The sequence below is a fragment of the Vibrio sp. 10N.247.311.12 genome (assembly GCF_041467515.1).
Lineage (GTDB): Bacteria > Pseudomonadota > Gammaproteobacteria > Enterobacterales > Vibrionaceae > Vibrio > Vibrio crassostreae_C.
Genome location: NZ_JBFSUV010000044.1, coordinates 28686 through 45740 on the forward strand (window position 1 = coordinate 28686; position 17055 = coordinate 45740).

The following is a 17055-nucleotide window of genomic DNA, read 5'->3' on the forward strand; positions in this document are numbered from 1 at the left end:
AAAAAAACGCCAACCTTCGGGTTGGCGCTTTTGTATCTGTATAGCAAGCATTGGTTAAATCGCAGGTAATAAAAAAGGCTGGCATGATGCCAACCTTCTTTGAGTTGATACTCAGTACTGCTAGAAATAAACAGCTGTTATTCGAAACAGATCTCGATGAAAGCATTACCCCATTGAGATGAGAAAGGCATGATGATGATTGCCCCATCACACTTGTGACGAATCGTATGACCTTTACCGGAAACCACGATTGGTGTTGCCATATCGAAGTCAAAACCGCTTTCCGCAAGAATACGTTTCGCACCGCCAGTCACCATGTTAGTGATTTCACCCACCATATCGGTCACTTCTTCGTTGAGGCCGTTTGGTCGTTCACCAAGCATGTTTTCCATGATTTCGAGAGCGAGACCTTCATCAAAGGTGATCGACATAGAGCCACGAGATTGTGTACCCACCATACCAATTAGGCCGGATACATCACCACGAGCGATTTCATCTTTCTTAACTCTCGGTTTTTGTGGCTTCAATTCTAGAGAAGCCATCGTTTTTAATACGTTCATCAAAGAAGCTAAAAACGGGTTTACAAATTCAGCGCGCATAATGTTCTTCTATAATCTTATTCTTTCATCTCGGAGGAGCAAGATTGGCAAATGCCATGCGATTCAATGACATGATTAGTCAATTGAAAGCCATGCTTCTCAGCGTTACTGGCGAGTAGGGTGACAAGCGCATCGTCCTGCAGTTCTATCACAGTGCCACATTTATCGCAGATCAGTAGTTGGGAGAAATGTTTGTTGGCATTGCAAGAGCAGCAGCATATGAAGCTATTGGTTGACTCAACTCTGTGAATGAAACCTTGCTCCAACAAGAAATCCAAAGCGCGATATACTGTAGGTGGCTTGGCTTGCGGTTCACTGACTTTCAACTGCTCTAATAATTCATAAGCACTGGAGGCTTTTTTATTAGAGAGGATGAGCTCAAACACTCGCTTTCTTTGAGGTGTTAATCTAACGCCTCGCGATGCGCATATCCCTTCAACTTGCTCTATTAATGTGTGGTCCAAATTTTTCACCATTCAATCGGACATCCCTAATCAAACCTTATTTCTAGGTTACTACGTTTTGGGAGCCAATGATTTCTATTAAAGTCAGGTACAGAGCGTATTGTGACCCACGACTTTGAATAAGACAAGGTAACTCAAAATGACAGTGTGACTCAAGGCATAACTGATTAATGAGGTTGAATTAGAGATCTGGTGAATAGGTTTATAAAAAAGTATGAGGTAAAGTTGATATGACATCTTCATTTGAGTTCAATTTAGCTCAATTAATTTTTCTTACAATAATGTGCTGTTTTAAATCACATTTCTTATCGCATATTGTTCCTTATTCGCTAAAATCGATGCCTAATATAGACTAGAAGAAGACTATTGACCCCTCCTGTCAACATGAGCTTGTCATGGTGTATTGTAGTTTTAGTCTTTAATTTCAAATGCTTGGAGTTAATCTGTGGAGCAAGTAAACAAAGAATCATTTCTGAAACTGTTGTCCATCTATAATCAAAGAGAAAAACGTTATCAACAACGTTTGGATGACTTTAAGGCCATGAGGGATAAGCTTGAAGAAGTGGAAGAACCAAGAGTTAAAAAAAATGAGCTATACATCAAACTGGCTATAGCCGCAGCTATTATTTTAGTCATCGCCTTTATCTTTATTTAAGTCGTCAAATTGGAAGGGAATAAAATGAAAAAGCATTTTGACGCTTTGGCTAAAGCTTCATTAGAAAGTAGTCATCTTAACCTTGGTGAATGGTATGAAAGCTATGGTTTAGCACTGCACTTATTCAAGTCTGATAGCAAAATTTACACAAAGGCGATGAAAAAGCGAGACGGTCATAAAAAGCACATTGCAAAATATATTGAACCTAAGTTACTCACCACGGAAGGAGTAACTGAGGAGTTTAAAAAAATAATGCGTTGGAAGACCTTTGTTGAACGATGGGACGCATATTACGAACCTATTGCAAAGCCTCAAGATCGCGTGCATCACTTGTCTGCAGTATTGGAGGCTTTGTCCGATGAAGATGTTCCACGAGCTTTAATCGAAATCGATAATTTGCCGGTTGACTACTTGATCAACGATACTTTTTGGGGCGAGGTCATTCTCTTTATCGTTGCCGCAAGATCAGGAGATCAAGAGCAGGCCCGATCAATAACGCAAGGACTGTACAACATGGCGCAGAGCGATCACAACACAGCGTTACTTAGCCATTTGTTACCAGCTTTATGTAAGAAATATTTAGATGAAGAGTATTATCCATGGCAAATGAAGGCTCGTGTAGTGAACTGGAATGGAGAAACTTATCATTGTGTTCCGGTATTAATACACAACTTTGATGCTTTTGGTGGTCAAGAGTACATAAACCATACTCCTGTCAGACAACGTGCTCGCGTTGAAAGAAAACATAGCGTGGATTACGTGTATTCTACAGACCGTTATGGAAACCGAGGTCAAAGCATCGCGAGTGCGACTGCTAATGTTGGAATCGCCGTAGCGAGTGCGACAGGTAAAGTTATCGGCCATACTTTGCTTTTGGGCGCCGCAGGGGCGATATATCTAGCGTTAGCCGGTAAGATTCGAGTAAATCACTACAATAATTCCAATCATAAGATAGTCTTAAATCGTAAGACCGAGATGCCTGTCAATTCGTGTGGTTATATCGTGACTAAACAGATCAGTACTATTGAACCATGGCAGGATGAAGAGGGGAGCGAAAGCATAGACAATAGCTTTTCGTTTTTGAACTTCACAGATGGTTTGGCTTATCCATGTCGAAAGGGGTATGACATCCCAGATGAACAAGGGCTTATTCAATTATTATTTGATGAAATAATGTAATCATGATTTGTATTTATGAGTTTTTGAGCCTTTGCTTTCAATCAAATTGAACCATTAAATACGTCCACTCCAACAACATATCAACAATCGAAATCAATGGTGGAGTCATCATATATTAGCACTTTGCGGTCTCCGTGCTTGGAGGCCGACTTTGTCGTGCTCAGCGTGTGAAACCCAGTTATGTCACATATAAGCTACCAACGGATAAGGATCTCATGTTTTCACCACCTTCACGTGTAACCACGCTTTCAAGAGGGCTGCTTGTCACTACTATTGCTCTTATTCAGGGATGTTCATCTACAGATAAAGTAACACCACCACAACCAACCTTGGAGCGAGGGCTTGGATTACCTGCAGATGCAAAACTAATCTCGAATCATAACTCAGCAGAGGGGCGAGAAATGTTTCGTGATATGCAGTTGGCGTTAAAATCGCGCAATCTTTATCAAACCATGGGAGGGGATATCTCTTACATCAAAGGACAGTGCCCTATTGATGTTATCGCCCACCGTGGCAGCTCTAATTATGCTGAAAACTCTCGTAATGCGATTCAAATGGCGGCGGTAAGTGGTTTTGATGGAGCAGAAATTGATGTGATGCTGACGCGTGATAAAGATTGGGTTGTACATCACGACATAGAAACAGGAAGAGCAACCGCTCGTAGTGATGGTAAGCGATATCGCGTGAGTCGTATGAAGAGTAGTGAGTGGAACTCTCTGAGTGGAAGGAGCCCTGACGGAACATTAGATGGGTATCGTCCCGCTTATTTCAATGAAGCCGTGAATGATTGGTACCATTACGCAACGATTGAACAACCCCTTAATATTGAAATAAAAACATCAGATGGCTCCATGGAAGATTTGTTTAAACTCGACGAAATGGCCAGACAAAGTCTCCCCTATAGAAACTATTTTTATTCATCAATGGATATGGACGTTCTGAAAAAAATGCGGGAAATCAATTCAAGTGTTTATCTTGGGTATGTATGGGAGCCTCATTCGGCGTCGGTTGCTCAGTTTAAGCGGGATGCAAAACGAGGCATGGGTTCTGATGATTATTATCAGAAAAATAAAAAGAATATCGATCGCGCCTTTGCTATGGAGGGGCGTTATCGTAAGCATAAGCCCAAACATTCCGCTAAAACGGTAAAACGAATACTTGGCCCCAATAGTGGATTACATGTTGATATAAGAAGTTACCGACAATATGCGACAATTTACAGCCGTGCGAAAGCGCAAGGCATGAAGGTGGTGACTTATACGATTAACGGAACGGATTACCACCAAGATCAATTGGTCTCGTTAGCTAAGGCAGGTCGACCTCTGCCAGATGAGGCGATCATGGATACCAGTAAGTTCTCTATTTGTCAGCAGCTTGCTCCACAGCTTGTCGTTCAATCAAATGGCTACCAACCCACAACGTTAGCAGGCGAAACCGTTGCTGGCCTACCCAATGACGCTGATTTTCACCGACTCTATGAACAAATAGATTACCTCAAAGATGGCCATTACATCACTAACCGAGGTCTCATTAGGAGTGTGTCATATTCCAAGCCTGCTAGCGTGAAAGGTGTGAAAAAAAGAACGCAAACAACGCAGAGCGCGAAGCCAGCAGTGCTGTTTGATATTCAAGATGAAGATTTAAATTTAAGTAACGATGCGATCAGCATTTCGATGCCGACAGAAAAATGATGTTTGATGAGAACAGGGATAGACAAATTATGGAAGCGTTAAGATGAAACCAGTTCCTAGCCAGGACGTAATAACCACAAATAATAAGAAGCCGAAATGGTTGGCTGTTTTGTTGTTTTTTTGTTCACTTCTTTATCTTTTTCCTGAAGTCGCTTTCAACGCCAAGTTGGTTGAAATTGCGGGTGGAATCGATGTTAGTGATGCTCAATTACATAAAACGGAGCTATTTGGCCGAACCATCTCAGGGATCGGGGTGACTTTAATTGTTGCGGATTTTCTACTTAAAGGATGGCTGACCACGACGAAGTTTCGCGCTATTTCATCGTTGGTCGTGATTACAGCTTTGGTTTGGCCAACGGTTTTTTTTGGTCAAAAGGCGGTAATAGATAAATGGTTGATTGAACCGAGTAGTGCAAAGCAGAGACAGGAGGCTTTCTTTTCCTCTGTACTGCGATCTAGTTTAGCGATGAATGCGATTAATATCGAAGGGATCCCTTATAACTCAGAGGCGAGTACCGAGTCGTCAGAAATGACTTTTCTCGCTTTGATCGGTGGGTTGGTTTACAGCAATGATGCATTCTTAAGTCATATTGATGATAAGAAAGTTCAAATTTTGGATCGTTATATTCAAAATCGAGCAAACGCCAATTTCGATGAGCACTATGCGAACTATAAAGTATTACGGAGTGAAGTTCAGCAATCGTGGCATCAATATCAAAAACATGTTGGGGCGTATAATCAGACGGTAGAGTCTCGCCATCAAAAGGCCAATCAAGCGTGGGAAGAGGTCGAGTCGACCGTCGCGACGGGGTATCGTGATTATCAACAGGTGAGTAAGGCCTATTTAACGAGAGCAGAGGCGAGAGCACAAAGAGTTGCACAACCTATTTTTGACCTATTTGATGATAAAGAACGCTGTTATAAACGCAAAGGAAGCTCAAGAGCCAATTGTATCAGCCGCATTGAAGATCGCTATGAACGCTTATTAAAAGATAACTCGATTCCCCACCAACCGATGGATTATTGGTTAGAGAAAACCTTTCGACGAACGAAAGGTGAAACATCTTGGGGGGAAGCATTCGGTTCTCTAGGCTTATCAGTTATCCAAGCCGGTATTGAGCAGGCGACAGGGCAAGCTGGAGAAGCCATTCAAGATAAAACGTATACCAATAGTGTCGCTCATTACACACCACGAATACTGGCAGTGTGGCAAAAACAGTTCTTAAAAGAGACCGGTTATCCTATGGGAATCGACTCTATGTCGGAGTTTCGCTCCCACTCTACAACAGCAAGTAAGGTTCGTACTCAAGTTCATCGAAAGGGGATCCATTTAGACTCCAATTGGCAAATAAACCAAATTAGCGTGTTTAAAAATGCAGTCAGAAACAAAGTTATGAAGGACACCAAAGCTCGTTGGCATGCCGAGGCAAAGCAGCGGGGTTACGACATTGAACCGAACTTATCTTGGAATGATTTTCAAAAAGTAGCCGAAGTTCAGCAACAAATAAAGAATCGTATGGGCGAACGTTATTACGTCGAGCCCATGATGGCGACGTGGAATAATAAGCAATTTTACCAACAGGTTATTGTTCCAAATGTGAGGCGTGAGAGAGATTATTGGCTAGGTTATATTGAGGCGTCACGCGCTCAGTTTGCTGATGATGGCCCTTATGCTGAACAAGGCAAAGCGGCATTGCGTTCTATCATTGTGCCGCCAATATCAATGGGACTATCGCTATTTCTCGTTGTCCTAACGGTGTTTAAGCTGCCAGGAAAATTTATCGTGTTGATGAATTACCATAAACCACGGCCAGCACCGAACTTGAAGAGCAAGGCTCTGAATATAGGCAGCTCGTTTATCGTCATATTCGTTATTCTTGTTGTGCCTGTGAATGTATTTTCATCCAAGTACACTCAAACGGACTCAACGATTGGCTTTTTCTTAGAGCAAGTCAGTGACACACTATCTCCGTCGGCTTCTTATGCCGTTCGTTGGGTGATACATACTCAACCGTTGATTCATCCACTTGGCGCTCAAATAGACAAAAGTATGCGTATTACTGATGGGTTTTCTACCTCTTTGGAGCATTCGGTAGCGGAGTTGGATGGTGTTTTTGCTCGTTATTTAACTCAGCGTGCTGAGAGCGAACCGGTGAGTTCAGCTAAAAACAATAATGAAGCCCAAACGGAGTTTCCTATGTACATCAATTCAAATGCACAGAACCAACCGGGTTTTAAGGTTCGAATAATGAATATTAAGCCTAGGTACCAAGCCGGTATGCGATTGCCAGAGGGTAATTATGATGTTGAGGTCCGTGCCAATGGATACCAACCAAAGCGTTTATGGGTAAAGCACAGTAAAGGAAAAGCCTCTCACCGAATCGAACTTGAAAAGTTGGTTATTTAAGTCCGCGTCATAGAAAGTGAACAGAAGAAAATGATCTGCTCCTTCCACTAAAAAAGGTTTAGCGTTACTTGGCGCGGGAGCTGCTTTGGTAGCTGGTCACCCTGAACTTATCACCGCGAGTGTATCGGCAGACGGTGTTCAATTCGGTGGCATTATTGGCGTAAGTGCTCCAATAGTATTTGGCCTATGGGAAAACCTACGCAATGAGTTTAAGTAATGGCTGAGTATCAAACACTAATAATCGCTGTGGTCAGTGCCTTATCTAGCGGTGTAGGTGTAGGTGTAGGTATCACACTCAAAACAGATGTGAAGTGGCTGCGCCTGATGATGGAAAAGATGGATGAGAGATTAATTCGGCTTGAAAGAACAAAATAAAGTTTGAACTTCAACATGATTACAAGCATGAAAAAGCGACCTTATTATAGGTCGCTTATCTGAGAAGTTAATTAAGCTTATGAATTTAGCAGTTTTTTCTTCAAACTGTTCTCATATTGCTTCAAAGAGTAGATAAACATATTAGGTTGTTCTTTTGAGCGGATCATCCCCGCTTTTATATAGAACTCTTCTCGCCCTTCTCTGGCATGAAGAAATAATGCGTATACACCTACATCTCTTGAGGAAAGGAATGCTTGACGGATTGCTCGACCAAGAAGCCACTTGCCTAGACCCTGCCCTTGAACAGACTTACATACTGCTATTTTACTTAGCAGTATGCAAGGAACTGAACTATAGGGGAATTTACGTCTTTCTTTGTTTGATATGTGTTTCTTTTCAAACGAACTGCTAGCTAAAGTGAAATAACCGACAACTCTTTTCGGTTGTCCTTCTTCACCTTGTGTGACACATAGGTGCGGGATTGAAACCCTTCGTTCGTGTTCTTTAGCTAAGTTCTTCGTTAAATATTCATTTAACGAACACACACCACAATCAAATTGCGTAAAATCATACGTTGCTTCAGGATCAAAGCGTTCGACTTCTAATTTTTGATCTTTACCGTCCAAGTTTCCTCCAATGACATTCCGATAATTTCTTGCATCAGCTCTGTAGGGTCTGCAGGATTTTCTAACGCTTCCATGACAGAATCCCATTGCTTTGCTTGTATTTGTAACCTTTTTCTCTCGCTAATAACTTCTTGAGCTCTAGCTACTGTTGTTTCTGATACAAATTTACTAACTGTAGTATTTGAAAGTAGCGCTGCTTCTTCTAAAGCGCTTTTTTCACTTTCAGATAGGCGAAATTCAACTCTCTCTTTTTTTAATGCACTCATCTTTTACTCCTTGCGCCTTAACGCGCAGCGGAAACTCCAACTATATGTATATACCTAAATGGAATATTATCTATTTGGTTAACTATTTTATGAATAAAATTTTGTACGGTCACTCTCCGTACAAAATGGATTCTCGTCTGCATAGGATAAAAAGTCAACTAATTTGTACGTTATTTTACCGTAAGATAACAAAGTGAAATCAACCTTACTTTAGATGTTTTGTATGTAATTTATGCGGAAACAGCTGAGTGTAAACCTGCCATAAGATATTTAAATTCCTATGTCCTGTAACCTGCGCTACTTCTTCAATAGAGTAGCCTTTTTCAAACAACCTACTAGCTCCCTCTCTTCTTAAATCGTGGTATCTCAAGTCTTCAATACCCAATTCATTTCTTACTCGCTGAAAGCCTGCACTAACACTTCGTGAGTTGTACGGGAAAATAAGTTCGCCTTTGTCTGGTTGTTTCAGTGCGATCTCAAATGACTCACCAAGCAACGGTACAATCATATGATTACCTTCTTTCTTCCTTGGGTCTTTTCTATCTCTAACGAGTATCGTTTTATGTTCTTGGTTGAGATCTTCCCAGCGAAGCTTGCAGACTTCACCAATTCGCATACAAGTAAGAATGCTGAACTCAAGAATATCGGTGAATGGGATTCGAGTTGTGCCATTTGGCCGGAAAGATTCACGTTGTTCTAATCCAAGCTTTAAGCGTTTGAGTTCTTCAGAAGTCGGGCGGCGTGTTCGTTTCTGACTTTTACCGACTAACCCCATATCAATAAGAACAGGGACGGCTTCATCAAAAATCTGGTGATTGGTGTCGATGTTGAAGACAGGCTTAGACTTTTTCATTACAGAACGTAGGTAAGCAATATCATGATAAATCGTTGCGGGTTTGGCTCCTGCGCCTCTTCTGTTTTTACAGTGCTCGATTAAGTCGCTAGTTCGTAGCTGATTACTTTCAACTTGGGCGATATCGCAATCTCTAAGCATCTTAATCACATAGCGTTTGGTGCGGCCTGTATTGTCCCAAAGGTCACGCTCGGCCATGAACAAATCGAGGAGTACCGAAAGGGGGACTGTTTTTGGCTGATTGAGTACCCCTTGAGCCTCTAGTTCAGCTACCCTTTTTTTACCGAAAGCTTTAGCGAGTGCTTTCTTTTTTAGAGTTTTGCTTTCCCTGTGTATAATGCGCGAATTCTTTTTAACGATGATTGTTACCTTGAACCTTGGTTCACCGCTTTTTAGCTTTCTGGTCTCGATGGTATAACTTGCCATTGTCCAACTCCTAAAGGGGTACTTGAGGGGTACTACAGGAAGTAATTCCGTTTAATTCTAGGTAATTCACTGTATGTTTGTACAGTATTAATTGAGACTGAATCATGACAAACACTAATAAAACCAGTAAATACGCTAGTAACCGACTTTCTGTTGCACCCATGCTCGATTGGACTGACCGCCACTGTCGTTACTTTCACCGTTTGCTTTCTCAGCAGACTCTTCTGTACACGGAAATGGTAACAACGGGCGCGATCTTACATGGTAAGGGCGACTTCCTAGAATATAACGAGCAAGAACATCCTCTTGCACTTCAACTCGGTGGTTCAAACCCGGTTGATCTTGCTGCTTGTGCCAAGCTTGCTGGTGAACGCGGTTATGATGAAGTGAATCTTAACGTAGGTTGCCCTTCAGACCGAGTTCAGAATGGTCGATTTGGTGCATGCTTGATGGCTGAGCCCGAGTTGGTGGCAGATTGTGTGTCGGCGATGAAAGAAGTCACTGATATTCCAATTACCGTGAAAACGCGTATCGGTATCGATGACCAAGACTCTTATGAGTTTCTAACTAAGTTTGTTTCGACGGTTTCTGAAAAAGGTGGCTGTGAGCAATTTACTATTCACGCGCGTAAAGCGTGGTTGAGTGGCCTTAGCCCGAAAGAGAACCGTGAGATCCCACCGCTAGATTACGATCGTGCATACCAAATCAAGAAAGATTTCTCTGATCTGGTGATTGCCGTGAATGGTGGCATTACGACTCTTGAGCAAACTAAGGAGCACTTGCAACACCTTGATGGTGTGATGATTGGTCGTGAGGCTTACCATAGCCCATTTATTTTGGCTGAAGTTGATCAACAGATCTTTGGTTTAGACACACCAATTAAGAAGCGCTCACAGGTTGTCGAAGAGATGTACCCGTACATCGAGCGTGAACTTTCAAATGGCGCAAGTTTAGGTCACATCTCTCGTCACATGCTTGGTTTGTTTCAAAGCATGCCTGGTGCAAGACAATGGCGTCGCTACATCAGTGAAAACGCACATAAGAAAGGTGCAGGTATTGAAGTGATGCAAACAGCATTGGCTAAGATCCCTAAAGAGCTAAATGTTTAAGCTCCCTCTAAGTTAAAAACTTAAGGTTAAATTCGCCATTAGAGGCTAAATTTACCACTGTAAGTTTCTGAAAAGCCACGCATGAAGATGTGTGGCTTTTTATTTATCTGATAAATAAGGGTTTTATTGGTTTGGCACACTTGGTATGGAAGCTGCAATGTTAGAAAGTAGGAAAGATAGGTCATTAACTCATTAGGGAGACCATTATGTTTGAATTAATCTTTGTTCTTATTTTCGTCGCAACTCTACTTGTCACTGGTATCACGTTTATGACGGTATTGGCTGCAACCGGAGTAGCGTTATTAGTCATGTTGGTCTTAGGTATGATGGGGGTCGTGTTTAAGTTACTGCCTTGGTTGATCGTGATTGCAATCGGTGTGTGGTTTTTCAAAAACTTTGTACACAGTTCTAACCAAAGACGTTACTAAGATCATGGTGTCGTCAAATCTTTGAACGTCAGCGGTTTATCGTTTGAGAATTTAAGATGTGTGATAGAATTTTCCCCAATAATCTATGAATGTGCATACAATTAGCACAACGATATGGAATTGGAGCTATCTCAAATGAATAAAATGCCATTAATTGCTTTAGTGGGAATGCTATCTTTAAGTTCAGCAGTGTCTGCTGAAGAAGAGTTTTCTTACACGGCTAAAGTCGGTGCCGATATGTGGTGGGGAAGTACAAAGCTAAACGAAGTTAGACAAGATGATGACTCTAACTCACCTTCGTTGTATTTCGCATTTGAGCATAATGCCCCGATGCTACCAAACGCTAGCTTTCGCTATACTTCTGTTGATGCAGATTCATTGGCTTTCGATAAGTACGATTACACCTTCTATTACACGTTGTTAGATCACAAGCTGATGAACTTCGATGCGGGTGTGACGTTTACTCAGTATTCAAACTCGAATTACATCGAACCGAAAACGGGTGGCGCTCAAACAAGCTTTGATGAATTCACTTGGAGCTTCTACGGCAACGCAGAGATCAACGTTCCTGACACCAACTTCGATATCATTGGTACGATGGAGTTTGGTGATAGCAGTGGTATTAAGAGCACTGACTTGATGGCGGGTGTTCAGTACCGAATTCCAGTATTAGAATCTGAAATTGCCCTGCGTGGTGGTTACCGTGTTATCGATTTAGATTCGGATGAGTTCTTTAGCTCAGAACTAGGCAAGAGCTTTGTCATGGTCGATGGTTGGTTTGCTGGTGCTGAAGTGCGCTTCTAGGCCATATAAAGCAAATTTAGAACGAATTTTAAGAACGCCACTTTATTAAGTGGCGTTTTTTTATATCTATTGGTTACTTGAGTATATATCTTTCTGGAATTAGTTAGCACATTCATCACTTTCGACCATCCTTAATACAGAGAGCCAATTTGCGTCTATTCTTATAAGGTCTATGTAGTGAGGTCAAAGCAAGGGATGGAATATGACACTCAATGAATTGAGAAATTTATATAGAGAAAACCTGTTAGTTGAAGCCATCATAGAGCCCTCAATTCAAGAAGGGTCTTGGGTTGTGGAGTTTCGTCATATGGGTGGTGGCTTCGTTCTGCTTACTGATGTTCATGGTGAAGAATGTCATTACGCGGATTTAGACTTGGCATCTAAGTCGGCAATGGCGGTTGGCTTTCAGCAAGTACGCATTGAAAACCAGTAAGACAATTTACGTTTCAATCGGTTTTTACTTCCAAAAAGTTATAAAACATACTTTTCTATTCTTTCTTGTTATTAAAAGGAGTGGTTAATCTATCGTCACGCAATGATTAGGGATGTCGTGACCATGTCTTTAAATAAGAAAGAGTCTTCACAAAATAATAATGCACAGTCTGGGGCTAATGAGTTACCTGGGCTAGCAGCACCACTTAATGACCAACAATTGGGTCATCTTCAGCAAACTGTTTCTGAACTGTCTTCACAGCAACTGGCATGGGTCAGTGGTTACCTTTGGGGAGTGAGCCAAGCTCAGCCTGTCGGTGCTGCTGCGCCAATCGCTCAAGCGGCCGCTGCAGTAGCGGCTAAGCCAGCGGGTAAGCTCAGCATTATCTTCGCTTCTCAAACCGGTAATGCTAAAGGCGTCGCTGAATCGCTCGAGGCAGAAGCAAAAGCCTTAGGTATCGCCGTCGAGCTTTTCGATGCGAGTGATTATAAAGGTAAGAACTTAGCCAAAGAGACACACGTCATTTTCGTCGCTTCAACCAATGGTGAGGGCGAAGCCCCTGATAACGCGATTGAGTTGCATGAATTCCTTCAATCGAAGAAAGCGCCAAAATTATCAAACCTACAATACGGTGTGATTGGTTTAGGTGACTCAAGCTATGAGTTCTTCTGCCAAACGGCTAAAGACTTCGATAACTTCCTCGCTAAGCTTGGTGCGAAATCGTTTGTCGATCGCCTTGATTGTGATGTTGATTACGAAGAATCAGCAACGGAATGGCGCGCTAAAGCATTAGAGCAAGTAAAAGAGACGCTATCGACAGGTGCCGAGGCTGATATCGTTCAGTTACCAGTAGGCCAAGCAGCTGCCGGTCATTCGCAATACACCAAACAAAATCCATATACAGCGACACTATTAACCAGTCAAAAGATCACGGGTCGTGACTCGGGTAAAGATGTTCGTCATATCGAGATTGATCTTGATGAGTCGGGCATTACCTACCAACCCGGCGATGCGCTAGGCGTATGGTATGAAAACAGTTCAGAACTCGCAAATCAGATTCTTTCTAAGGTTGGGTTATCGGGTATCGAAAGTGTCGATGTCGATGGTGAGAATCTATCTATCCATAGTGCGCTAGTGAGTAAATTTGAGATTACCACTTCAAACCCTCAACTTGTGACTAAGTTTGCTGAGTTATCGGGCAGCAAGAAGTTAATCAAGCTGGTGGAAGATAAAGACAAGCTTCGTGAATACGCGGGTAATACTCAAGTTGTCGATGTTTTAGCTGAGAAGAAAACTAAGCTATCGGCTGATGAGTTAATTGGCCTGTTACGTAAGCTGACACCGCGTCTCTATTCTATTGCATCAAGCCAAGCAGAAGTAGATGAAGAAGTTCACTTGACGGTTGGTTTGGTTGAATACCAAAAAGGCGAAGAGTCTCGTTTAGGCGGAGCTTCTAGCTTCTTAGCTCAACGTCTTGAAGAGGGTGGTGAAGTGAAGGTGTTTGTTGAGAACAACAATAACTTCAAATTACCACAAGACGACAATACACCAATCATCATGGTCGGCCCGGGTACCGGTATCGCACCGTTCCGCAGTTTTGTTCAAGAGCGTGAAAACAATGATGCTGAAGGAAAAAGCTGGTTGTTCTTTGGTGACCGTACCTTTACTCAAGATTTCTTATACCAAGTTGAATGGCAAAAGTACCTCAAGTCTGGCGCGCTAACTAAGCTCGATGTTGCCTTTAGCCGTGACCAAAAAGAAAAGGTTTATGTTCAGGACCGTTTAATCGAACAAGCAGAGCAGGTGTGGCAATGGCTGCAAGAGGGCGCGTACCTCTATGTCTGTGGCGATGCGACTCGAATGGCTAAAGATGTTCATGAAGCGTTAGTTTCGATAGCGGAAAAGCATGGCAACCAGAGCCGCGAGCAAGCTGAACAATATATTAATGATTTACGTAAAGCGAAACGTTACCAAAGGGATGTGTACTAATGAGCAAGCAAGTAATAGAGCAAGAAGTGCTAGGTCAAGTACTTGGACCTTTGGCTGACAATGAACGTCTTAAGCGTGAAAGTAAAAATCTTCGCGGTACGATTGAACAAGATCTTCAAGATAGAATTACGGGTGGCTTTACTGCTGATAACTTTCAGTTGATCCGCTTCCACGGTATGTATCAGCAAGATGATCGTGATATTCGTAACGAGCGTGCAAAGCAAAAACTAGAACCTTTGCATAATGTAATGCTACGTGCTCGTATGCCAGGTGGCATTATTACTCCTAAACAGTGGTTGGCGATTGATAAGTTTGCAGATGAAAGTACCTCTTACGGTTCTATCCGTCTTACAACCCGTCAAACTTTCCAGTTTCATGGTGTGTTGAAGCCGAACATTAAGTTAATGCACCAAACCCTAAACAATATCGGTATTGATTCGATTGCGACAGCGGGTGACGTAAACCGAAATGTTTTGTGTACGACAAACCCGGTTGAATCTGAGCTCCACCAAGAAGCTTATGAGTGGGCAAAAAAAATCAGTGAACATCTATTACCTAAGACTCGTGCTTACGCAGAGATTTGGTTAGATGGTGAAAAGCTAGAAACAACAGATGAAGAACCTATTCTAGGTAGTAACTACTTACCGCGTAAGTTCAAGACGACAGTTGTCATTCCTCCACAAAATGACGTGGACGTGCATGCGAATGATCTTAACTTCATCGCGATTGCTAAAGACGGAAAGCTGGTGGGCTTTAATGTGTTAGTCGGTGGCGGTCTTGCTATGACACATGGTGATACCTCTACTTATGCACGTAAAGCTGACGACTTTGGTTTTGTGCCATTAGATAAAACGTTAGATGTAGCAGCGGCGGTGGTAACGACTCAGCGTGACTGGGGTAACCGTTCAAACCGTAAGAATGCAAAAACCAAATACACACTAGACCGTGTTGGTATTGATGTATTCAAAGCAGAAGTAGAAAAGCGTGCAGGCGTAGAATTTTCTGAAAGCCGTCCTTATGAGTTTACTGGCCGTGGTGATCGCATTGGTTGGGCGGAAGGCATTGATGGTAAGCACCACTTGGCGTTATTCATCGAGAATGGTCGTTTACTTGATTTTCCGGGTAAAGCTCTGAAAACAGGTGTTGCTGAAATAGCGAAGATCCACAAAGGTGACTTCCGCATGACTGCAAACCAAAACCTAATTGTTGCGGGTGTGTCGACGAGTCAAAAGGCCAAGATTGAAAAACTGGCGCGTCAATATGGCTTGATGGATGATGCTGTTTCAGAGCAACGTAAAAACTCAATGGCGTGTGTGGCTTTCCCAACATGTCCTTTAGCAATGGCAGAAGCTGAGCGCTTTCTTCCTGAGTTTGTAACGGATGTTGAAGACATTCTGAAAAAACATGGATTACCAGAAGAAGATAACATCATCCTTCGAATCACAGGTTGTCCAAACGGTTGTGGTCGTGCAATGTTGGCTGAGCTTGGTTTAGTCGGCAAGGCTCCGGGGCGTTACAACATGCACTTAGGTGGCAACAAAGCCGGAACTCGTATCCCTAAGATGTATAAAGAGAACATCACTTCAGCTCAGATCTTAGAAGAGATTGATTCGCTGGTGGGACGTTGGGCTACGGAACGTAACGACAATGAAGGGTTCGGTGATTTTACAATCCGAGCTGGCATCATCGAAGAGGTGATAATTTCAAAGAGGGATCTGCATGCATAATTCTGTCGCTTCAAAACTGAAGTTAGCAGAGCTACTCGCATTGACTAAGACGGAGCAAATACTTCGTCTTGGACAAATCAACGCAGAGTTAGAGCAGCTAACCGCATTAGAAAGAGTTAAGTGGGCTTTAGATAATTTAGAAGGGACACATGTTGTGTCTTCTAGTTTCGGAATCCAAGCAGCATTGATGTTGCACCTAGTGACCCAAGCAAAACCAGATATTCCGGTTATTTTGACTGACACAGGGTATCTATTTCCGGAGACCTATCGCTTTATTGATGAGTTAAGTCAGAAGTTGACTCTAAACCTTCAAGTCTTTCGCGCCCAACAGAGCCCTAATTGGCAAGAAGCGCAATATGGAAAACTTTGGGATCAAGGTATAGAAGGGATAGAGAAGTACAACAAGCTTAATAAAGTTGAACCGATGAGAAGAGCGTTGGATGAGCTCGAGGCTGGGACATGGTTTTCCGGTTTAAGAAGAGAGCAATCTCAATCGCGTGCAAATTTGCCAATCTTATCTATCCAAAATGGTGTGTTTAAATTTTTGCCGGTAATCGATTGGACGAATAAAGATGTTCACTATTACCTAGAAGAGCATGGTCTCGGTTATCACCCGCTTCGAGAGCAGGGTTACCTTTCTGTTGGAGATACACATACAACTAAGAAGTGGGAACCGGGTATGACTGAAGAGGAAACTCGTTTTAATGGGTTGAAACGCGAATGTGGTCTCCATGAAGATGATGGAGAGCAATATGGTTCTGGGATTTAGACTCGTTGCCATTTAAAAAGCTGCCATGAGGCAGCTTTTTTGTTTTCTAGGATGAAAATCAGAGCAATTGTGGATAAGTCTGTGGTTATTTTGTAAGTACTCTGTAGTTAAACTTGCACAAATAAGACTTTGAGTGTTTATTCGCCATGTAATCGTTATTTTTGCATCTTTCTTTAATAAACACTTGCCAATGTGATGAACATCTCTATAATGCCGCCTCACTGACACGGCAGACGCCACAAGGCTTCAGCGAGA

At 42.4% G+C, this 17055-nt stretch carries 18 protein-coding genes; 13 read left to right on the forward strand and 5 right to left on the reverse strand.

The window, feature by feature from the left end:
* Nucleotides 1-137: 137 nt before the first annotated feature.
* Nucleotides 138-599 (reverse strand): chemotaxis protein CheX, encoded by a 462-nt coding sequence (locus AB6E30_RS17865; RefSeq protein ID WP_017059940.1) that lies wholly within the window; start codon nucleotides 597-599, stop codon nucleotides 138-140.
* 17 nt (nucleotides 600-616) lie between these two features.
* Nucleotides 617-1075, reverse strand: a complete 459-nt coding sequence (gene zur, locus AB6E30_RS17870; RefSeq protein WP_017059941.1) for a zinc uptake transcriptional repressor Zur — start codon at nucleotides 1073-1075, stop codon at nucleotides 617-619.
* 433 nt (nucleotides 1076-1508) lie between these two features.
* Between zur and AB6E30_RS17875 the strand changes: the two genes are divergently transcribed.
* From AB6E30_RS17875 to AB6E30_RS17900, 6 genes are all read left to right on the forward strand, one after another.
* A complete protein-coding gene (locus tag AB6E30_RS17875; RefSeq protein WP_017059942.1) occupies nucleotides 1509-1718 on the forward strand; it encodes a hypothetical protein in 210 nt (69 codons plus the stop codon).
* 24 nt (nucleotides 1719-1742) lie between these two features.
* Nucleotides 1743-2897 carry a hypothetical protein gene (locus AB6E30_RS17880; protein WP_372104690.1) on the forward strand — a complete coding sequence of 385 codons (1155 nt, stop codon included), beginning with the start codon at nucleotides 1743-1745 and terminating at the stop codon, nucleotides 2895-2897.
* 215 nt (nucleotides 2898-3112) lie between these two features.
* Nucleotides 3113-4588 carry a glycerophosphodiester phosphodiesterase gene (locus tag AB6E30_RS17885; protein WP_017065767.1) on the forward strand — a complete coding sequence of 492 codons (1476 nt, stop codon included), beginning with the start codon at nucleotides 3113-3115 and terminating at the stop codon, nucleotides 4586-4588.
* 43 nt (nucleotides 4589-4631) lie between these two features.
* The gene (locus tag AB6E30_RS17890) at nucleotides 4632-6995 is read left to right on the forward strand and encodes a hypothetical protein (RefSeq protein WP_372104693.1); all 2364 of its coding nucleotides are present in this window, start codon (nucleotides 4632-4634) and stop codon (nucleotides 6993-6995) included.
* 85 nt (nucleotides 6996-7080) lie between these two features.
* A complete protein-coding gene (locus AB6E30_RS17895) occupies nucleotides 7081-7212 on the forward strand; it encodes a hypothetical protein (RefSeq protein WP_372104696.1) in 132 nt (43 codons plus the stop codon).
* Nucleotides 7212-7370, forward strand: coding sequence for a hypothetical protein (locus AB6E30_RS17900; RefSeq protein ID WP_372104699.1), 159 nt, complete (start codon nucleotides 7212-7214; stop codon nucleotides 7368-7370). The genes AB6E30_RS17895 and AB6E30_RS17900 overlap by 1 nt, the downstream gene beginning before the upstream one ends.
* Before the next feature lie 77 nt (nucleotides 7371-7447).
* Here AB6E30_RS17900 and AB6E30_RS17905 read toward each other — a convergent pair whose 3' ends face one another.
* The 3 genes from AB6E30_RS17905 to AB6E30_RS17915 form a co-directional block, all read right to left on the reverse strand.
* Nucleotides 7448-7996 carry a GNAT family N-acetyltransferase gene (locus AB6E30_RS17905; RefSeq protein ID WP_170963322.1) on the reverse strand — a complete coding sequence of 183 codons (549 nt, stop codon included), beginning with the start codon at nucleotides 7994-7996 and terminating at the stop codon, nucleotides 7448-7450.
* Nucleotides 7972-8262: a DUF1778 domain-containing protein gene (locus AB6E30_RS17910; RefSeq protein ID WP_086050176.1), complete on the reverse strand. Its 291-nt coding sequence runs from the start codon at nucleotides 8260-8262 to the stop codon at nucleotides 7972-7974. Before AB6E30_RS17910 ends, AB6E30_RS17905 begins: the two co-directional genes overlap by 25 nt.
* Before the next feature lie 205 nt (nucleotides 8263-8467).
* Nucleotides 8468-9541, reverse strand: coding sequence for a site-specific integrase (locus tag AB6E30_RS17915; protein WP_137002288.1), 1074 nt, complete (start codon nucleotides 9539-9541; stop codon nucleotides 8468-8470).
* Nucleotides 9542-9645: 104 nt separating this feature from the next.
* On the opposite strand from AB6E30_RS17915, the gene dusA reads away from it, so the two are divergent.
* The 7 genes from dusA (at nucleotide 9646) to AB6E30_RS17950 (ending at nucleotide 16800) form a co-directional block, all read left to right on the forward strand.
* Complete coding sequence (gene dusA / locus AB6E30_RS17920; RefSeq protein ID WP_019822275.1) at nucleotides 9646-10650, forward strand: tRNA dihydrouridine(20/20a) synthase DusA; 1005 nt, start codon at nucleotides 9646-9648, stop codon at nucleotides 10648-10650.
* A gap of 206 nt (nucleotides 10651-10856) precedes the next feature.
* Nucleotides 10857-11078 (forward strand): envelope stress response protein PspG, encoded by a 222-nt coding sequence (gene pspG / locus AB6E30_RS17925; protein ID WP_017059950.1) that lies wholly within the window; start codon nucleotides 10857-10859, stop codon nucleotides 11076-11078.
* Between the two features lie 135 nt (nucleotides 11079-11213).
* Nucleotides 11214-11882 carry a TIGR04219 family outer membrane beta-barrel protein gene (locus AB6E30_RS17930; RefSeq protein WP_372104702.1) on the forward strand — a complete coding sequence of 223 codons (669 nt, stop codon included), beginning with the start codon at nucleotides 11214-11216 and terminating at the stop codon, nucleotides 11880-11882.
* A 202-nt stretch (nucleotides 11883-12084) separates the two neighbouring features.
* The gene (locus AB6E30_RS17935) at nucleotides 12085-12315 is read left to right on the forward strand and encodes a hypothetical protein (RefSeq protein ID WP_004735813.1); all 231 of its coding nucleotides are present in this window, start codon (nucleotides 12085-12087) and stop codon (nucleotides 12313-12315) included.
* 123 nt (nucleotides 12316-12438) lie between these two features.
* On the forward strand, nucleotides 12439-14304 hold the full coding sequence (locus AB6E30_RS17940; RefSeq protein ID WP_065584778.1) for an assimilatory sulfite reductase (NADPH) flavoprotein subunit: 1866 nt from the start codon (nucleotides 12439-12441) through the stop codon (nucleotides 14302-14304).
* On the forward strand, nucleotides 14304-16031 hold the full coding sequence (gene cysI, locus AB6E30_RS17945) for an assimilatory sulfite reductase (NADPH) hemoprotein subunit (protein ID WP_372104704.1): 1728 nt from the start codon (nucleotides 14304-14306) through the stop codon (nucleotides 16029-16031). Before AB6E30_RS17940 ends, cysI begins: the two co-directional genes overlap by 1 nt.
* Nucleotides 16024-16800, forward strand: a complete 777-nt coding sequence (locus AB6E30_RS17950) for a phosphoadenylyl-sulfate reductase (RefSeq protein WP_017059954.1) — start codon at nucleotides 16024-16026, stop codon at nucleotides 16798-16800. The genes cysI and AB6E30_RS17950 overlap by 8 nt, the downstream gene beginning before the upstream one ends.
* Nucleotides 16801-17055 lie beyond the last annotated feature (255 nt).

Bases quoted from the DNA above. Each gene is read 5' to 3' on its own strand.
- dusA (WP_019822275.1), top strand. From the start codon at position 9,646: ATGACAAACACTAATAAAACCAGTAAATACGCTAGTAACCGACTTTCT.
- AB6E30_RS17915 (WP_137002288.1), bottom strand. From the start codon at position 9,541: ATGGCAAGTTATACCATCGAGACCAGAAAGCTAAAAAGCGGTGAACCA.
- AB6E30_RS17865 (WP_017059940.1), bottom strand. From the start codon at position 599: ATGCGCGCTGAATTTGTAAACCCGTTTTTAGCTTCTTTGATGAACGTA.
- AB6E30_RS17930 (WP_372104702.1), top strand. From the start codon at position 11,214: ATGAATAAAATGCCATTAATTGCTTTAGTGGGAATGCTATCTTTAAGT.
- cysI (WP_372104704.1), top strand. From the start codon at position 14,304: ATGAGCAAGCAAGTAATAGAGCAAGAAGTGCTAGGTCAAGTACTTGGA.
- AB6E30_RS17940 (WP_065584778.1), top strand. From the start codon at position 12,439: ATGTCTTTAAATAAGAAAGAGTCTTCACAAAATAATAATGCACAGTCT.
- pspG (WP_017059950.1), top strand. From the start codon at position 10,857: ATGTTTGAATTAATCTTTGTTCTTATTTTCGTCGCAACTCTACTTGTC.
- AB6E30_RS17880 (WP_372104690.1), top strand. From the start codon at position 1,743: ATGAAAAAGCATTTTGACGCTTTGGCTAAAGCTTCATTAGAAAGTAGT.
- AB6E30_RS17935 (WP_004735813.1), top strand. From the start codon at position 12,085: ATGACACTCAATGAATTGAGAAATTTATATAGAGAAAACCTGTTAGTT.
- AB6E30_RS17900 (WP_372104699.1), top strand. From the start codon at position 7,212: ATGGCTGAGTATCAAACACTAATAATCGCTGTGGTCAGTGCCTTATCT.
- AB6E30_RS17890 (WP_372104693.1), top strand. From the start codon at position 4,632: ATGAAACCAGTTCCTAGCCAGGACGTAATAACCACAAATAATAAGAAG.
- AB6E30_RS17885 (WP_017065767.1), top strand. From the start codon at position 3,113: ATGTTTTCACCACCTTCACGTGTAACCACGCTTTCAAGAGGGCTGCTT.
- AB6E30_RS17910 (WP_086050176.1), bottom strand. From the start codon at position 8,262: ATGAGTGCATTAAAAAAAGAGAGAGTTGAATTTCGCCTATCTGAAAGT.
- zur (WP_017059941.1), bottom strand. From the start codon at position 1,075: ATGGTGAAAAATTTGGACCACACATTAATAGAGCAAGTTGAAGGGATA.
- AB6E30_RS17950 (WP_017059954.1), top strand. From the start codon at position 16,024: ATGCATAATTCTGTCGCTTCAAAACTGAAGTTAGCAGAGCTACTCGCA.